19 protein-coding genes are annotated in these 14,280 nt (G+C 67.9%); 15 read left to right on the top strand and 4 right to left on the bottom strand.

Annotation, left to right across the window (positions count from 1 at the left end; translation table 11 throughout):
• Position 1: 1 nt before the first annotated feature.
• On the bottom strand, positions 2-577 hold the full coding sequence (gene frr / locus QZ647_RS01000; protein WP_291270399.1) for a ribosome recycling factor: 576 nt from the start codon (positions 575-577) through the stop codon (positions 2-4).
• A gap of 92 nt (positions 578-669) precedes the next feature.
• Here frr and QZ647_RS00995 point away from each other — a divergent pair, with 92 nt between their 5' ends.
• The gene (locus QZ647_RS00995) at positions 670-1,527 is read left to right on the top strand and encodes an alpha/beta fold hydrolase (protein WP_291270398.1); all 858 of its coding nucleotides are present in this window, start codon (positions 670-672) and stop codon (positions 1,525-1,527) included.
• 37 nt (positions 1,528-1,564) lie between these two features.
• Here the strand turns inward: QZ647_RS00995 and aceA are convergent, their stop codons facing one another.
• Positions 1,565-2,839: an isocitrate lyase gene (gene aceA, locus QZ647_RS00990; RefSeq protein WP_291270397.1), complete on the bottom strand. Its 1,275-nt coding sequence runs from the start codon at positions 2,837-2,839 to the stop codon at positions 1,565-1,567.
• Between the two features lie 151 nt (positions 2,840-2,990).
• On the opposite strand from aceA, the gene QZ647_RS00985 reads away from it, so the two are divergent.
• The 3 genes from QZ647_RS00985 to QZ647_RS00975 all read left to right on the top strand — a co-directional run bounded on the left by QZ647_RS00985 (position 2,991) and on the right by QZ647_RS00975 (position 5,577).
• Positions 2,991-4,448: a short-chain fatty acyl-CoA regulator family protein gene (locus QZ647_RS00985; RefSeq protein WP_291270396.1), complete on the top strand. Its 1,458-nt coding sequence runs from the start codon at positions 2,991-2,993 to the stop codon at positions 4,446-4,448.
• 76 nt (positions 4,449-4,524) lie between these two features.
• Positions 4,525-4,983: an SRPBCC family protein gene (locus QZ647_RS00980; RefSeq protein WP_291270395.1), complete on the top strand. Its 459-nt coding sequence runs from the start codon at positions 4,525-4,527 to the stop codon at positions 4,981-4,983.
• Positions 4,984-5,115: 132 nt separating this feature from the next.
• The gene (locus QZ647_RS00975; protein WP_291270394.1) at positions 5,116-5,577 is read left to right on the top strand and encodes a cache domain-containing protein; all 462 of its coding nucleotides are present in this window, start codon (positions 5,116-5,118) and stop codon (positions 5,575-5,577) included.
• 49 nt (positions 5,578-5,626) lie between these two features.
• Here the strand turns inward: QZ647_RS00975 and QZ647_RS00970 are convergent, their stop codons facing one another.
• Both QZ647_RS00970 and purM read right to left on the bottom strand, forming a co-directional pair.
• Positions 5,627-6,679, bottom strand: coding sequence for an acyltransferase (locus tag QZ647_RS00970; protein ID WP_291271917.1), 1,053 nt, complete (start codon positions 6,677-6,679; stop codon positions 5,627-5,629).
• Between the two features lie 163 nt (positions 6,680-6,842).
• On the bottom strand, positions 6,843-7,877 hold the full coding sequence (gene purM, locus QZ647_RS00965) for a phosphoribosylformylglycinamidine cyclo-ligase (protein WP_291270393.1): 1,035 nt from the start codon (positions 7,875-7,877) through the stop codon (positions 6,843-6,845).
• Positions 7,878-7,966: 89 nt separating this feature from the next.
• Between purM and QZ647_RS00960 the strand changes: the two genes are divergently transcribed.
• The 11 genes from QZ647_RS00960 (at position 7,967) to QZ647_RS00910 (ending at position 14,274) form a co-directional block, all read left to right on the top strand.
• Positions 7,967-8,659 (top strand): hypothetical protein, encoded by a 693-nt coding sequence (locus QZ647_RS00960; RefSeq protein ID WP_291270392.1) that lies wholly within the window; start codon positions 7,967-7,969, stop codon positions 8,657-8,659.
• A gap of 90 nt (positions 8,660-8,749) precedes the next feature.
• Positions 8,750-9,226, top strand: a complete 477-nt coding sequence (locus QZ647_RS00955; RefSeq protein WP_291270391.1) for a hypothetical protein — start codon at positions 8,750-8,752, stop codon at positions 9,224-9,226.
• A gap of 72 nt (positions 9,227-9,298) precedes the next feature.
• Positions 9,299-9,862 (top strand): GTP cyclohydrolase I FolE, encoded by a 564-nt coding sequence (folE, locus tag QZ647_RS00950; RefSeq protein ID WP_291270390.1) that lies wholly within the window; start codon positions 9,299-9,301, stop codon positions 9,860-9,862.
• A gap of 8 nt (positions 9,863-9,870) precedes the next feature.
• Positions 9,871-10,254: a hypothetical protein gene (locus QZ647_RS00945; RefSeq protein ID WP_291270389.1), complete on the top strand. Its 384-nt coding sequence runs from the start codon at positions 9,871-9,873 to the stop codon at positions 10,252-10,254.
• A 70-nt stretch (positions 10,255-10,324) separates the two neighbouring features.
• Positions 10,325-10,729: a hypothetical protein gene (locus tag QZ647_RS00940; protein ID WP_291270388.1), complete on the top strand. Its 405-nt coding sequence runs from the start codon at positions 10,325-10,327 to the stop codon at positions 10,727-10,729.
• A 68-nt stretch (positions 10,730-10,797) separates the two neighbouring features.
• Positions 10,798-11,232 carry a hypothetical protein gene (locus QZ647_RS00935; protein WP_291270387.1) on the top strand — a complete coding sequence of 145 codons (435 nt, stop codon included), beginning with the start codon at positions 10,798-10,800 and terminating at the stop codon, positions 11,230-11,232.
• A gap of 38 nt (positions 11,233-11,270) precedes the next feature.
• A complete protein-coding gene (locus tag QZ647_RS00930) occupies positions 11,271-11,666 on the top strand; it encodes a hypothetical protein (protein WP_291270386.1) in 396 nt (131 codons plus the stop codon).
• 282 nt (positions 11,667-11,948) lie between these two features.
• On the top strand, positions 11,949-12,416 hold the full coding sequence (locus tag QZ647_RS00925) for a hypothetical protein (protein ID WP_291270385.1): 468 nt from the start codon (positions 11,949-11,951) through the stop codon (positions 12,414-12,416).
• A gap of 64 nt (positions 12,417-12,480) precedes the next feature.
• Entirely contained in the window at positions 12,481-12,885 is a 405-nt protein-coding gene (locus tag QZ647_RS00920) for a cupin domain-containing protein (protein WP_291270384.1), read from the top strand.
• A complete protein-coding gene (locus tag QZ647_RS00915; RefSeq protein WP_291270383.1) occupies positions 12,882-13,907 on the top strand; it encodes a hypothetical protein in 1,026 nt (341 codons plus the stop codon). The genes QZ647_RS00920 and QZ647_RS00915 overlap by 4 nt, the downstream gene beginning before the upstream one ends.
• Before the next feature lie 49 nt (positions 13,908-13,956).
• Positions 13,957-14,274: a hypothetical protein gene (locus QZ647_RS00910; protein WP_291270382.1), complete on the top strand. Its 318-nt coding sequence runs from the start codon at positions 13,957-13,959 to the stop codon at positions 14,272-14,274.
• Positions 14,275-14,280 lie beyond the last annotated feature (6 nt).

Genomic DNA, 14,280 nt, shown 5'->3' with positions numbered 1-14,280 from the left:
CTCAGACTTTGAGGATCTCCGCTTCCTTGTGCTTCATGGCCTCATCGACCTCCTTGATGTGGGCGTCCGTGAGCTTCTGGATGTCGTCCAGGGCCTTCTTCGCGGCGTCCTCGGAGATGTGGCCCTCCTTGAGCTTCTCGAGCTTCTTCACATCCTCGTTGGCATCCCGGCGGATGTTGCGCACGCCGGTCTTGATCTCCTCGCCCAGGCGGTGAAGCACCTTCACCAGCTCCTTGCGGCGCTCCTCCGTGAGCATGGGGATGGGCAGGCGGATCACATTGCCGTCATTGCCGGGATTGATGCCCAGCTCGGACTTGAGGATGGCCGTCTCCACGGCCTTGATGGCGCTCTTGTCGAAGGGGGTCACCACCAGCATTCCCGCCTCGGGCACGGACACGGTGCCCATCTGGTTCAGGGGCACCATGGAGCCGTAGTACTCCACATGCACATTATCCAGGAGGCTGGCGTTGGCCCGGCCGGTCCGGATGGTCGCCATCTCCTTCTTCAGCGCCTCCACAGACGCATGCATGCGGCGCTTCGTCTCCTGCAGGATGGCATCGGGGGTCTGGGCGGTCATGAGCACCTCGAAAGAACGGGAAGCCTTCCTTTATACCCCATGAATCGCCGGGTTCCACGCGTGCTAGAGTGGGGCACTTTCCCGAGGTACCCATGCGCATGCTCCGCCTGCTGGCCCCCTTGGCATCCCTGGCCCTGACATTGGCCGCCGCCCCTGCCACCACGGAGATGGCCCTCACGAGCGCCGATGGCTTCGCCCTCAAGGGCACCCTCACCCTGCCCGCCGCGAAGGGCAAGGCCCCTGTGGTGATCCTGGCCCACCAGTTCGGCGCGGCCCGCTCGGGCTGGGCGCCCCTGACCGAGCGCCTGGCCGCCCGCGGCATCGGCACCCTGGCCCTGGACCTGCGCGGCCACGGCGCCAGCACCCTCAAGGACGGCGCTGAGGTGAAGGTCACCGGCGACTTCATGGCCTCCGCCAAGGCCGTGGGCTTCGACAAGATCCCCGCTGATCTGGCCCAGGCCGCCGCCTGGCTGCGGAAGCAGCCCGGCGTGGACGGTCGCCGCATCGGCCTCGCCGGCTCCAGCGTCGGCGCCTTCTCGGCGCTCCTGGCCGCGCCCGAGGTCAAGCCCGTCGCCATCCTCAGCCTCAGCCCCGCGGGCACCGGCGCCTTCGGCGAAGGCTCCCGGGAAAGGCTGAAGGCCGCCCTGCTGCGGGGCCGGGCCTCCACCCTGGTGCTGGCCTCCGCCGGCGATAAGGACGCCTTCGAGAACGCCCAGGCCGTGAAGGACCTGCCGGGCGTGGCCGTGAACATCAAGGACGGCGACGAGCACGGCTTCGCCTACTTCAAGGAGCGGGCCGACCTCATGGCCGTCTTCTTCGGCGAATACCTCATCTACCACCACACGGGGCAGGCCTATGCCGCCGCCGGCGCGAAGCCCGCCGCTCCGGCGGGGACCGTCATCAACGACAAGACTGTCGCCGACAAGAAGGCCGCGGACGCCTCGAAATAGCGCGTCCACGGCCCTTCCAGCCAAACGGATTCCTCGCCTAGTGGAACTGCTGGGCCTCCGTGGAACCCGCCAATGCCAGGGTGGAGGCCAGGCCGCCGCTGATGGCCTGGGCCACCTCGTCGAAGTAGCCAGTGCCCACTTCGCGCTGGTGCTTGGTGGCGGTGTAGCCCTTCTCCTCTGAAGCGAACTCGGCCTCCTGCAGCCGGGAGTAAGCGGTCATGTGCTCGGTGCGGTAGGCGTTGGCCAGCTCGAACATGCCGTGGTTGAGGCTGTGGAAGCCCGCCAGGGTGATGAACTGGAACTTGTAGCCCATGGCCCCGAGTTCACGCTGGAAGGCGGCGATCTCATCGTCCGACAGCTTCTTCTTCCAGTTGAAGGAGGGCGAGCAGTTGTAGGCCAGCAGCTTGCCGGGGAACTCGGCGTGGACGCCCTCGGCGAACGCGCGGGCCTCCTTCAGGTCCGGCGTGGAGGTTTCGCACCAGATCAGGTCCGCGTAGGGCGCGTAGGCCTTGGCCCGGGCGATGGCCATGGCCAGCCCGCCCGTGATGCGGTGGAAGCCCTCGGGCGTGCGCTCCCCCGTGAGGAAGGGCTGGTCCCGCTCGTCGATGTCCGATGTGATCAGGCGCGCGGAGTCCGCATCCGTGCGGGCGATGATGAGGCTGGGCACATCCATGACATCGGCCGCCAGGCGGGCCGCCACCAGGGTGCGGATGAAGTGGCCCGTGGGAATGAGCACCTTGCCGCCCAGGTGGCCGCACTTCTTCTCGCTGGAGAGCTGGTCCTCGAAGTGGACGCCCGCGGCGCCCGCTTCGATCATGCCCTTCATGAGCTCGTAGGCGTTGAGGGGGCCGCCGAAGCCCGCTTCGGCGTCGGCCACGATGGGCAGGAACCAGTCGCGGCTGATGCCGCCCTCGCCGTGCTCGACCTGGTCGGTGCGCTGGAGCGCGTTGTTCAGCCGCTTGACCAGGGCCGGGACCGAGTTGGCCGGATACAGGCTCTGGTCCGGGTAGGACTGGCCCGAGAGATTGGCGTCCGCCGCCACCTGCCAGCCGGAGCAGTAGATGGCCTTGAGCCCGGCCCGGGCCATCTGCACGGCCTGGCCGCCGCTGAGGGCGCCCAGGGCCCGGGTGGGCTCATCGTTCTGGAGGAGCTTCCAGAGCTTGCGGGCACCCAGCCGGGCGAGCGTGTGCTCGATGCGGAGGCTGCCGCGAAGCTTCTTCACCGTTTCGGCGGTGTAGGGCCGGGTGATGCCCTCCCAGCGGTGAGCGGAGAAGTCGTCCTCGATGGGGGGGACAGGGAACTTAGGGGTCATGAATCACCTCGGAAAAGTTGGGGAGTGGCGTTGTGTCAAAGATTGACTTATTCTTTGACCAGTCAATGAACAGCTGATTTGATAGGGGTTGAACTGAAAATTTCAGTCAATCGTTTCTTTGGATTTTGTAAATTTATGTAAACGAGGTCCCATGCCCTCTGCCGCTCCCACCAAGCCCGCCGCCCGCCTCGGTGCCAAGATCCGCCTGCTCCGCCGCCAGGAGGGCCTCAGCCAGGTCCAGCTGGCCGAGGCCCTGGGCATCAGCCCCAGCTACCTCAACCTCATTGAGGGCAACAAGCGCCCCCTCACGGCCCCCCTGCTCATCCGGCTGGCCCAGCAGTTCAAGCTGGACCTCAAGGCCCTGGCGCCGGAGGAGGACCAGCGCCTGTCCGATGACCTCATGGAGGCCTTCGGGGATCCCCTCTTCGAGCCCCTGGGCCTCCAGGCGCAGGATGTTCGCGAGCTCGTCCAGAACAACCCCCAGCTGGCCCGGGGGGTCTTCGAGCTGTACCGCGCCTACCAGCACGCCCAGGACGGTCTCGGCACCCTGGCCGCCAAGCTCAGCGATGGCCAGGGCTTCGACCCGGAGGCCACGCGGCTGCCTTCCGAGGAGGTCGGCGACTTCATCCAGCAGGCCATGAACCACTTCCCGGAGCTGGAGCTGGCCGCCGAGGCCCTGTGGATCAACGCCGGCCTGGAGGCCGATGCCCCCTACCCTGGCTTGGCGGCCTGCTTCGAGGCTCGAGGCATCGCCGTCCGCATCCACCGGGTGTCGGAAGGTCCCGGCCTGTTGCGCCACTTCGACCCGGACCGCCGCACCCTCAGCCTGTCCGAGCTGCTGCCCCAGCGCAGCCGCACCTTCCAGCTGGCCCACCAGCTCGCCCTGCTCGACCACAGCGACCTGCTGGACCGCCTCACCGCCCACCCGCTGCTCCGCACGGGCGCCTCCCGCGCCCTGGCCCGGGTGGCGCTGGCCAACTACTTCGCCAGCGCCGTGCTCATGCCCTATGACCGCTTCCTGAAAGCGGCCCGGACCGAGCGCTACGACATCGAGATCCTGGCCCGCCGCTTCCAGGCCAGCTTCGAGCAGGTCTGCCACCGCCTCACCACGCTGCGCAGGCCCGGCGCCGAGGGCGTGCCCTTCCACTTCCTGCGCATCGACATCGCCGGCAACATCTCGAAGAGCTTCTCCGCCTCGGGCATCCGCTTCGCGCGCTTCTCCGGTGCCTGCCCCCGCTGGAACGCCCATGCGGCCTTCCTCACGCCGGGCCTGATCCGCACCCAGATCAGCGAATTTCCCGATGGCCGCCGCTACTTCTGCATCGCCCGCACTCTGCAGAAGGACACCGGCGGCTACCGGGGCCAGCACGCCATGCAGGCCGTGGGGCTGGGCTGCGAGATGGGTCACGCCAAGGATCTCATCTACGCCGACGGCCTGCGCCTGGATCAACCTCCGGTCCCCGTGGGCGTCACCTGCCGGCTCTGCGAGCGCACCGACTGCGAGCAGCGCGCCTTCCCGCCCCTGCAGCAGGCCTTCAAGGTCGAGGAGAACCTGCGCCGCACCAGCTTTTATGCGCGAATCGAGGGGGAGGGGCGAACTCGCAACTAAGGGCTCGAAACCGAGGGCCCGTGACGCCCCTCCCACCACCGGCATCCCATTTCGGACCCCTCTCCCGGAGCCAGCCATGAGCGATGCCCCCTCCACCGTCCGCTTCCATCGGGTGCTCCGCGCCACGCCCGACAAGATCTACCGGGCCTTCCTCGACCCGGATGCCATGGCGAAGTGGCTGCCCCCCTATGGCTTCACGGGAAAGGTCCACCAGATGGACGCCCGGGTGGGCGGCGGGTACCGCATGTCCTTCACCAACTTCGGCACCGGCAGCACCCATGCCTTCGGAGGCACCTACCTGGAGCTGGTGCCCTCCCAGCGGCTGCGCTACGCCGATCGCTTCGACGATCCCAACCTCCCCGGGGACATGCAGGTCACCGTCAACCTGCGCCCCGTGAGCTGCGGCACGGAGGTGGACATCGTCCAGGAGGGCATCCCCGCCGTCATCCCCCCGGAGCTCTGCGTCCTCGGCTGGCAGGAATCCCTGGCCCAGCTGGCCCTGCTGGTGGAGCCGGTCATCCCCGACGGGGCCTGAGAGGTTGCCCCCGGCGTTCCGACCCGCCGGCCCTTTTGACCCCGGTCAAGACCTGCCCGCTGCATCTAAACCCGGGCCAGGGCCAACCGATCTCCCAGGTATGCGCCGCGTACGGCGCCCACCGGAGATGCCATGCATCCAAGCAAGTTGATCGTCCTTCTCGCCGCCCCGGCCCTGGTCTCCACCCTTGGCGCCCAGACGCTCAAGCACGAAGATGCCGTGGCGTTCCTGAAGGAAGCCGTCGCCTACTACCAGACCCACGGGCGGGCGGCGGCCCTGCGTGAGTTCACCCTCCCCAGCGGCAAGTTCCGGCGCGCCGGTGGCGAGCTGTACATCACGGTCTACGATCAGAACGGGAAGTGCCTGGCCCATGGCCAGGAGCCCGGCAAGGTGGGCGTGGACGCCCTGAACTCCAAGGATCCCGACGGCAAGCCCTTCATCCGGGAGCGCATCGAGACGGCCAAGGCCAAGGGCAAGGGCTGGCAGGACATCCAGTACAAGGATCCCAGGACCGGCCGCCCCGCCCCGAAGGCTATGTACTTCGAGCTGCACGACGGCCTGGTGTTCGGCACCGGCATCTACAAGAAGGGGTGAGGGCCACGGGCCCTGCCGGAAAGCGCTGACCTGCGGATCAGTTTGCGGGTCAGCGCTTTTCCTTGGGCCGCCCCAGGCGCCCCAGGGGTTCTTCGATCCAGCGGTGCGCCGCCCAGGCGGCGAGGATGGCCAGCGCCAGGGCCAGGCTGAATCCCAGGCGGCCCGTCCCGTGCGGCGCCACCAGCTTCATGGTGAAAGGGTGCAGCAGGTAGAGGCCGTAGCTCCAGGCGCCGAGCCGGGCGAGGCCCTTCCCGAACCACCCCGGTTCGCCGTCGCGCGTGAAGGCCGCCAGGGCCACGAGGCCGGTCACCACCAGCAGGTAGCGGTAGCGGAGCCAGCCGGTGAGCACCGCCAGGTGGTCGAAGAACTGGGGGGTCGGCTTGATCAGCACCCACACCAGCGGCAGGGCCAGCAGCAGGGTCATCTTGGGGTCGAGCCGCTGCTCCGTGCGGGCGTGCAGCCCCGCCAGCAGGGCCCCCCAGGCCAGGAGGAAGAGCTGGTTGGGGGCCATGACATAGGTGTGGAAGCGGTTCCACGGCTCCTGCGCCATGACGCCGTGGAGGGTCGAGGGCAGGCTCCAGGCCCAGAGGCCCAGGGCCAGCGCCACCAGGAAGGCGAGCCCGCCCTTCTCCCGCAGCCACGCCAGCGCCGGATAGGCGAAGTAGAGCAGGGCCACCAGGCCCACATACCAGCCGCCCGTCACCAGCGCATGGTTCGGGTGGATGGCGCCGAAGGTCAACGACAGGTTCTCGGCGATGAACCGCCCGGACGGCTCCGGTCCCATGCCCAGGTGGAACGCCACATTCAGGGCGCAGACGACATAGAACACCGGCGCCAGGCGCAGGAAGCGGCGCAGCCAGAAGCGCGTGGGGCCCTCCTTCTGGAGGCGGGGCCAGGGCGTGGTGCGGAACAGCACGAAGCCGCTCAGCACGAAGAAGGCCGACACGCTGTAGTTGCCCAGGCGCGCCATGGCGATGTTCGCGCCGCCGCCCGACTGCGAGATGTCGAACCACACCCCCAGGTGGTACACCGCCACGCAGAGGGCCAGGATGCCGCGCAGGGGATCCAGCAGGCCGAGGCGGGGAGGCACTTTCACAGGCACTTCGGCCAAAGATCCTCCACCGTCATGGGCACTCAAAGCAGAACACCGATCAAAAGCTGATGAACACCGATCAGGATAGGGCCCAAAACCGCAGCTCAGCCCATTCATTCTCGGTGTTCAGCCTTCCTTTCGCGGTGCCTGTCGGTGTTCCGCTTGGGTGTGGCTAGCGGTAGGCCACCACGCCCGAACCCTTCACCAGGCGACCCAGCACCCAGGCGGGTTCCTCGGCGGCGTGGAGGTCCGCCAGCACTTCCTCCGCCTGGTCGGCCTTGGCCACCAGCACCATGCCCACGCCCAGGTTCAGGGCCTGGCGGGCATCGTCGATCCCCAGGCCGCCCTTCGCCATCAGGAAGCGGAAGAGGGCCGGGATCTCCCAGCTGGCGGTGTCGATCTCGGCATCGAGGGTCTTGGGCAGCACGCGGGGGAGGTTGTCGGTCAGGCCGCCGCCGGTGATGTGCGCCATGGCCACGAGCTTGTGGGCCTTCACCAGCGGCATCACCGGGGCCAGGTAGCTGCGGTGGATGGCCAGCAGGGCGTCCGCCACCGTGCGGTCGGTGCCAGGCAGCAGATCGGTCACCTGGAGCTTCTCCAGCTCGAAGCAGACCTTGCGGGCCAGGGAGTAGCCGTTGGTGTGCAGGCCCGAGCTGGGCAGGCCGATCAGCACATCGCCCTCGCCCATGGCGTCGAGGCGCGGCAGCAGGTCGGCCTCATCGACCACGCCCACGATGGTGCCGGCCACATCGACCTCGCCCTCGGCATAGACGCCGGGCATCTCCGCCAGCTCGCCGCCGATGAGGGCCGAACCCGAATCCTTGCAGGCCGTGGCCATGCCCTTGACGATCTGCTCGATGACTTCCGGTTCCAGCTGCTGGGCCGCGATGTAGTCCAGGAAGAAGAGGGGCCGCGCACCCTGCACCAGGATGTCGTTGATGCAGTGGTTCACCAGATCCTGGCCCACCGTATCCCAGGTGCCGGCCCGCCGGGCCACCTTCATCTTGGTGCCCACGCCATCCATGCTGCTGACGAGGATGGGTTTGGCCTCGGGGAACCGGGCGTCGAAAAGGCCGCCGAACAGGCCGATGTCGCTGCGGACACCGGGGGTCTTGGTGGCCCTCACGAGGGGCTTGATGCGCTTCAGCGCCTCGTCCTGGCGGTTGATGTCCACGCCGCTGGACGCGTAACTGACCTTCTCGCTCATGACCCCTCCGCAATCGACCATGATCCCACAGGGTTCTTTCCCGGCCGACGCCAAACCTCCCCGCGGAAAAGGCCTATGTTGGGGGTGCCATGGATGCCCTCACGGTCAGTGCCCTCGGCCCCGCCACCCTCGGTGCGCTGGGTGCCCTGCGGCCCGTGCAGCCCCTGGCGACTCCTCCCGCTCAGGATGGAAGTGCTTCCGCAGCCACCCTTTCCGTTCAGGACCTGGCCCAGGCCCTGTTCCAGCGGGCCCTCCAGACCGCCGTCCTGTCCCCCCTGGCGGAGCCCACCGGGGGCAGCCTCGGCCTGGTGCAGGAAACGGCTGCCCCCCTGCTGGCGGCCCTGACCGCCCCCCAGGCGGCTGCGCCCGCCACCGCTGCACCGGATGCCACCACTCAACCGGCGGCCGTGGCGGCCACCGACACGGCCCCTGCGGCCACCACCGCCCCGCCTGCCAACCCGCCCGCGGCCGTTCCCGCGGAAGTCCCGGCCACCCAGGATGCCTTCGCCCAGGGCTCGAGCCTGGAGTTCGCCCTCCAGACCGCGCTGCGCTTCGGAGCCGGGGTCGGCGCCCCCGCGGCGCCCGCCTTGGCCGCCACGCCGGGCGCTGAACTGGTGCGCGATGCCACGGCGGTGCTGCGCACGGGGAATCTGCAGCCCCACGCCGGCGGACCCGGTCCCGAAGCCTTCGCACGGCCCCAGGCCCCCCTCCACCAGGTGCTGCGGAGCTACCAGGTGGTCCCGGCCACCGAGGCCTCGGTGGGTTTGGATCTCACGGCCTGACCCGGCTGTATTTACCGATCTTGTTCCGGCCCCCCGGGCGCCTCATCCTTGCGGGTGGACCGGCCGATGAGGCGGTGGGAAGGGGAAGGCATGGACATGAGCGTCACGGGCGTCCTCAGCGCCTACGCCTACCAGAACACCCTCGCCCGGACCGGAAGCGCCAGTCAGGCCCTCAGCCAGGGCATGGCCACGAGCCAGTCCCAGGTCGCCCAGGCCGCGACCCTGCTGAGCAGCGCCGGGCCAGTGGATCCCGCCTCCGCCCTGAGCGGAGGGTCCAGCAGCTCGGCCCTGGTGTCCCTCGCCTATGGCGCCTCGGCTTCGTCCGGGAACGGCCCCGGGGCCGTGCAGGCCATGCTGGCCTCCCTGGGCGGCGGCACCTCCGCCCTGCTGGCCCCCTCGACGGACGGCCTGCCGGTGTCGGCGGCGGCTCTCACGCCTGCCTCCACCACGGCCGCCCTGGTGCGCTACGCCTACGACCAGAGCCAGGACCCCAAGGCCGCCGAGCAGCAGGCCATCACCGCCGGCCAGCAGGCGCTGCTGAGTTCCGGCCTAAACCTGCTGGGGTGAAGGTCCCTGGCTGAATCTCGCTGGGTCCGGTCGGGTCTGGCGGAGCCCGGCTAGGCGTAGACTGACCGGACCATGTCCGACCCGATGCCCCCATCTTTCGACCGTGCCGCCGCCGAGGCCGCCGTCCGCGCGCTGTTGCGGAGCTTCGGACAGGATTCGGACGCGCCGGAGCTGAAGGACACGCCCGCCCGGGTGGCCGAATTCTGGACCGAGCGGCTGGCGGGCTACGGCATCAACTTGGCCACCGAGCTGAAACCCCTGCCCGGTGACCTCTCCCCCGTGCCCGTCATCCTCGAGCGCGTCCCCTTCGTGAGCACCTGCGAGCACCACCTGGCGCCCTTCGAGGGCCACGCCACCATCGGCTACTTGCCCGGAGAAGGCGGCACCGTGGGCCTCAGCAAGCTCGTGCGCGTGGTGCAGGCCTATGCCTGGCGCCTGCAGGTGCAGGAGCGCATGGCCCAGCAGATCGCCGACGCCCTTCGCACCCACCTGCGCCCCGCCGCCTGGGGCGTGCAGCTCGTGGCCGTGCACACCTGCATGGGCCATCGCGGCGTGAAGACCCCGGGCGTGCCCGTGCGCACCACCCTCATGGGCGGCGCCTGGGAGCAGCAGCCCCCCGTCCCCTTCCGCCTCTGAGTGCCGCCATGTTCCGCGTGACCTCCGATCCCCACCGGAACCGGCTCTACATCACGCTGTCGGGCCATCTCGAAGGCACCGAGCGCCAGGAGAGCCTGAAGGCCATCCTTGCCGAGGCCAGCCGTCTGGACCCGGGCTTCGGCGTGGTCACCGACATCTCCGCCCTCCACCCCTCCGACCAGGAGGGCTTCAAGGACTTCCTCCGCGCCAAGTCCGCCCTGAAGCTCCGGGGTGTCGGCCCCATTGTCCGCGTGGTGAAGATCCCCCTCAGCCGGATGCAGGTGACCCGCGTCTCTGAGGCCGCCGGGTACGAAGCCCACAGCTTGGACAGCCTCGAGGCCGCCGACCGGCACCTGGATGCCCTGCAGGCCGGATCGGGCCCCAACGCTTGATCCCCGGCCGTCGGGGGATTGGGCGCATCATGGTGTCCAAACGATCCTCGATTCATGGGTGGGCGCGCGCATGAAAGCATTCCTGCGATCTCTGGGGGCGGTGGCGGCCGGTCTGACGCTGGCCTTCGTCCTGGTCCTCGGCGTCGAGCTGTTCAGCTCGGTGGTCCATCCCTTTCCCGTCCCCTTTGATGGCGACATCCCCGCCCATGTGCGGCGCTACCCGGGCTGGGTGCTGGGTGTGGTGGTCTTCGCCTGGGGGGCGACCTTCCTCCTCGCCACCGGGGTCGCCTCCCGGATCGGGAGCCGGAGGACGGGGACGGTCGTCGGGGGCCTGCTGGCCTGCGCGTTGCTGTTCAACCTGGCCATGCTGCCGTATGCGCCCTGGTTCAAGGTCGCCATGATCCTGGCGTGTCCCTTCGCCTGCTGGGCGGGCCTCCGGCTGGGCCAGGCGCGCGTCCCAGCGGACGGAGCATGAGGGTCCGATGAGGATCAGCCCCACCCCCGCGGGCCGACCCCCCGGCTCCTGTCCCCTGGAGGCCCACCATGGCCAAGGTTCTTCGCCTGCTCCTCGCGGTGCTGCTCGGGTTCGTCGTCGGCAGCCTCGTCAACGGGGGCCTCATCCTCATCAGCGGCAAGGTCATCCCCCCGCCGGCCGGGGCTGATGTGACAACCACCGAAGGGTTGAAGGCTTCGCTACACCTCTTCGAGGCGAAGCACTTCATCTTCCCCTTTCTGGCGCACGCGCTGGGAACGCTCTCCGGCGCCTTCGTGGCGGGCCTGCTGGCGCCCAACCGATCCGCCCTTCCCGCCTATGGGGTGGGCGGACTCTTCCTGCTGGGCGGCGTGGCCAGCGTCCTCATGCTCCCGGCCCCGGCCTGGTTCAGCACCCTCGACCTCGTGCTGGCCTACCTGCCCGCCGCGTGGCTTGGGCAAGCCTGGGTGGTCCGCGTTCATAGTGACGAAAATAGCGACCTTTAATTTATTGTTAATTCTATTTTATTTAGGACGCTCACACCATGAAACAATTAGAAAACAAGAATCCTGATATCGAACGCGAGTTCCGCCAGTTCGAGCATGTCTACAACACCTACTTCAATGCGAAGATCACCGAGTCAAACAGATACCCATTGGATGATCCGAGAAGAGTTGAGGCAGATCTAAGCGAACTAGAAAAAGCTCATTTGAATCTTCTACAAAGCAAGCTCAGCGCGACAATCGCGCAAGAAAAATTGAAAGGGATGGCTAGGTCTGCCTCGGAAAATGCAAGTTTCAGTAATAAATTGTTATTTCTTAACATCCTCATTGTCATTGCGACAATAACATACACATGGATTACATGGTGGTCGGCATCTGCAGTGCGAGAGGGTAATGAGATTCAACGACAAATTTATTTGTTTCAAAAACCTAAATGAAACATTTTCTTAACTCTCAACTCTGACCCTACCTACATTACCGCCTTTCTCTCTCATGCCCTTATCTCTCTACTTAGGTCAATACTTTCAAGCCAGGCCAGTTCCCTTCACTTCCTCGTCAGATCGACCATAATTCACTCATTTGGCACTAATCATGTTCATAAGCCCACAACGGCATGATTTCATCCTCTAATCGCCCTCATTCCCTCTTCCGCCGTTGCAAGTCGCCCTTCAACCATGGCTTTCTGCATCGTTCTCTTCTTCTGCAGGTCTGGAGGTCACATGAGAGGGATCGCTTCGGTACTGAGCCTGGGGCTGGGCTTGGGGTTGACGGTGGGCTGTTCGGTCACGGGGAAGCTCTACCCGGTCCAGACTGCGCCGGTGCCTGCACCGGGCGCGTCCAGCCAGCCCCTGATCGCCAAGGTGGCGTTCGTCGGGCTCGGCAAGTCGGGCACGATCTCGGTGCCGCTGGCGACGGGCGAGGTATGCATGGGCCCCTATTCCTTCATCGAACCCAACCCCGCGACGCTAGACAAGAACACCCTTTCGGCGGCCTGGGATCAGGTCTACGGGCCGGGCTACTATGTGGCGCATGTCCTCGGCATGTACCACGCGGTCACGGAGCTGAGGGGCAGCCAGGGCACCATCCTGTGGATGGATTTCTACCGGACGCCCGGCGAGGGGCGGGGTTCCCAGATCCTGGGCGTGGCCAAGGACAATCGGTCGAACCTCTACAAGCTCGTGTTCTGATCTCCCAGCCCGAGCCGCGGCGCCCGGCCCGACCCCCCGCCTTCACCGAGTTCCTGGAGCCCTCATGCTGACCCGCCTCTCCCCCGGGACCGCCGCCCGCGCCCTGACCGAGTTCTGGTCTCCCCGCGTGATCGGCGAGCTTGATGATGCCTATGTGAAGGTGGCCAAGCTGCACGGCTCCCTGACCTGGCACAGCCACGAGCACGAGGACGAGCTGTTCTTCATCCTCATGGGGCACTTGCGGATTGAGCTGGAGGACGGGGCCGTGGAGCTTGGCGAGGGCGATCTGTTCATCGTGCCCAAGGGCACGCGCCACAACCCGGTTGCCGAGGAGGAGTGCCATGTCCTGCTCATCGAGCGGAAGACGACCCTGCACACCGGGGAGGTGACGATGGAGAAGACCCGCACCCTCGCCGAGCAGCTGCGCCCCCTGCCGCTTCCGGGCGCCGTCGGAGGTGACGAATCTTGAGGCGGGCCGCCTGGGGTGCCGCGGGCTGGAGCTGGGCGCTCCTCCAGAGGCTCCGGGCGCTCCGGCCTGAGGTGGCACGACCGGAAACCCCGCCAGCGGCGGACCTGGGGGAGGGCTTCCTCCTGGGCGCGAACCTCCCGTGGCTCTCCTGCGGCAACGATTTTGGAAGCAACGCCTGGCATCCCGAGGGGGGCATCGCGGCGCCGGGAAACCTCGCGCGGACCCGGCAGGCTTTCGCCGCGCTGAAGCAGGACGGGATCACCTGCCTCCGCTGGTTCCTGTTCGCGGATGGGCGCTCGGGCATCGCCACGGATCCGGCCGGACGGCCCCTGGGCCTGGATTCCCGCGTCTTCCCCGACCTCGACCTGGCCTTCGCCCTGGCCGCGGACCACGGCCTTCGGCTCCTGCCCGTCTGCTTCGATTTCCTCCTCTGCGCGCCGGCCCAGTGGACCCAGGGGGTGCAGCTGGGGGGCCGAAGCGCTTGGCTCCGCGACCCGGACCAATGGCAGGCCCTGGAGGACCGGGTGCTGGCGCCCGTGTTCCAGCGGTACGGACGGCACCCCGCCCTCCTCGCCTGGGATCTCTTCAACGAACCGGAGTGGGCCGCGTTCGGAATGGGGTGGGAGGGGACCGGCGTCCCGCCCTGGACGCTCCGGGCCCGCCTGCGGCGGATGGCGGAGCTGGCCCATCGCCACGGAGACCGGCCCGTGACCGTGGGGCTCGGCACTGCCCGGGGGCTGCCTCTGGTGCGCGGCATCGGCCTGGACCTCTATCAGATCCACTGGTACGACCTGCACGATGCGGTCTCTCCCCTGGACCGCCCGGTGGCGCACCTGGGCCTGGACCGGCCCCTGCTGCTGGGGGAGTACCCCACCCGGAATTCCCGCCTGAACCCGGCCCAGATCGTGGCGCTGGCCCGCCAGCATGGCTACTGCGGGGCCCTGGCCTGGTCGGTCCTGGCGGAGGACGCGTCTTCCGGGTTGCCCTCGACGGTCCGGCTCTCCGGCGCGCCGCCCTCCTGAAGGCCCGAGTGGACACGCCCTGGCGCATCGCTTCCGGTAGCATGGCCCCATGTCCCTCCCCACCCCGGAACTCAGGCTCGGCTACGAGCTGTTCTCCAAGCTGCTGACCTGGGCGGCGGGCAAGCGCCAGTCCAAGCGGCTGGAGGCACTGAAATCGGCGGCCTTCCAGGAGCTGCTAAAAGGCGAGGGCGCGGATCTGGAGCTGGTGGCCTCGGTGCTGAAGGAGATCCACAAGGCGGCGGACACCTCGGCCAAGGCCATCCGCCTGGAGAGCCTGTACGACAGCGCCACCCAGCCCCCCGCCAAGGCCAAGAAGCCCGAGCGGCGCCGCAAGCCCCCCAAGAAGGAGCCCGGCTCCAAAGGCTGAAGATCT

Source organism: Geothrix sp. (assembly GCF_020622065.1).
GTDB lineage: Bacteria > Acidobacteriota > Holophagae > Holophagales > Holophagaceae > Geothrix.
This window is presented reverse-complemented; position numbering and strand designations above follow the sequence as displayed.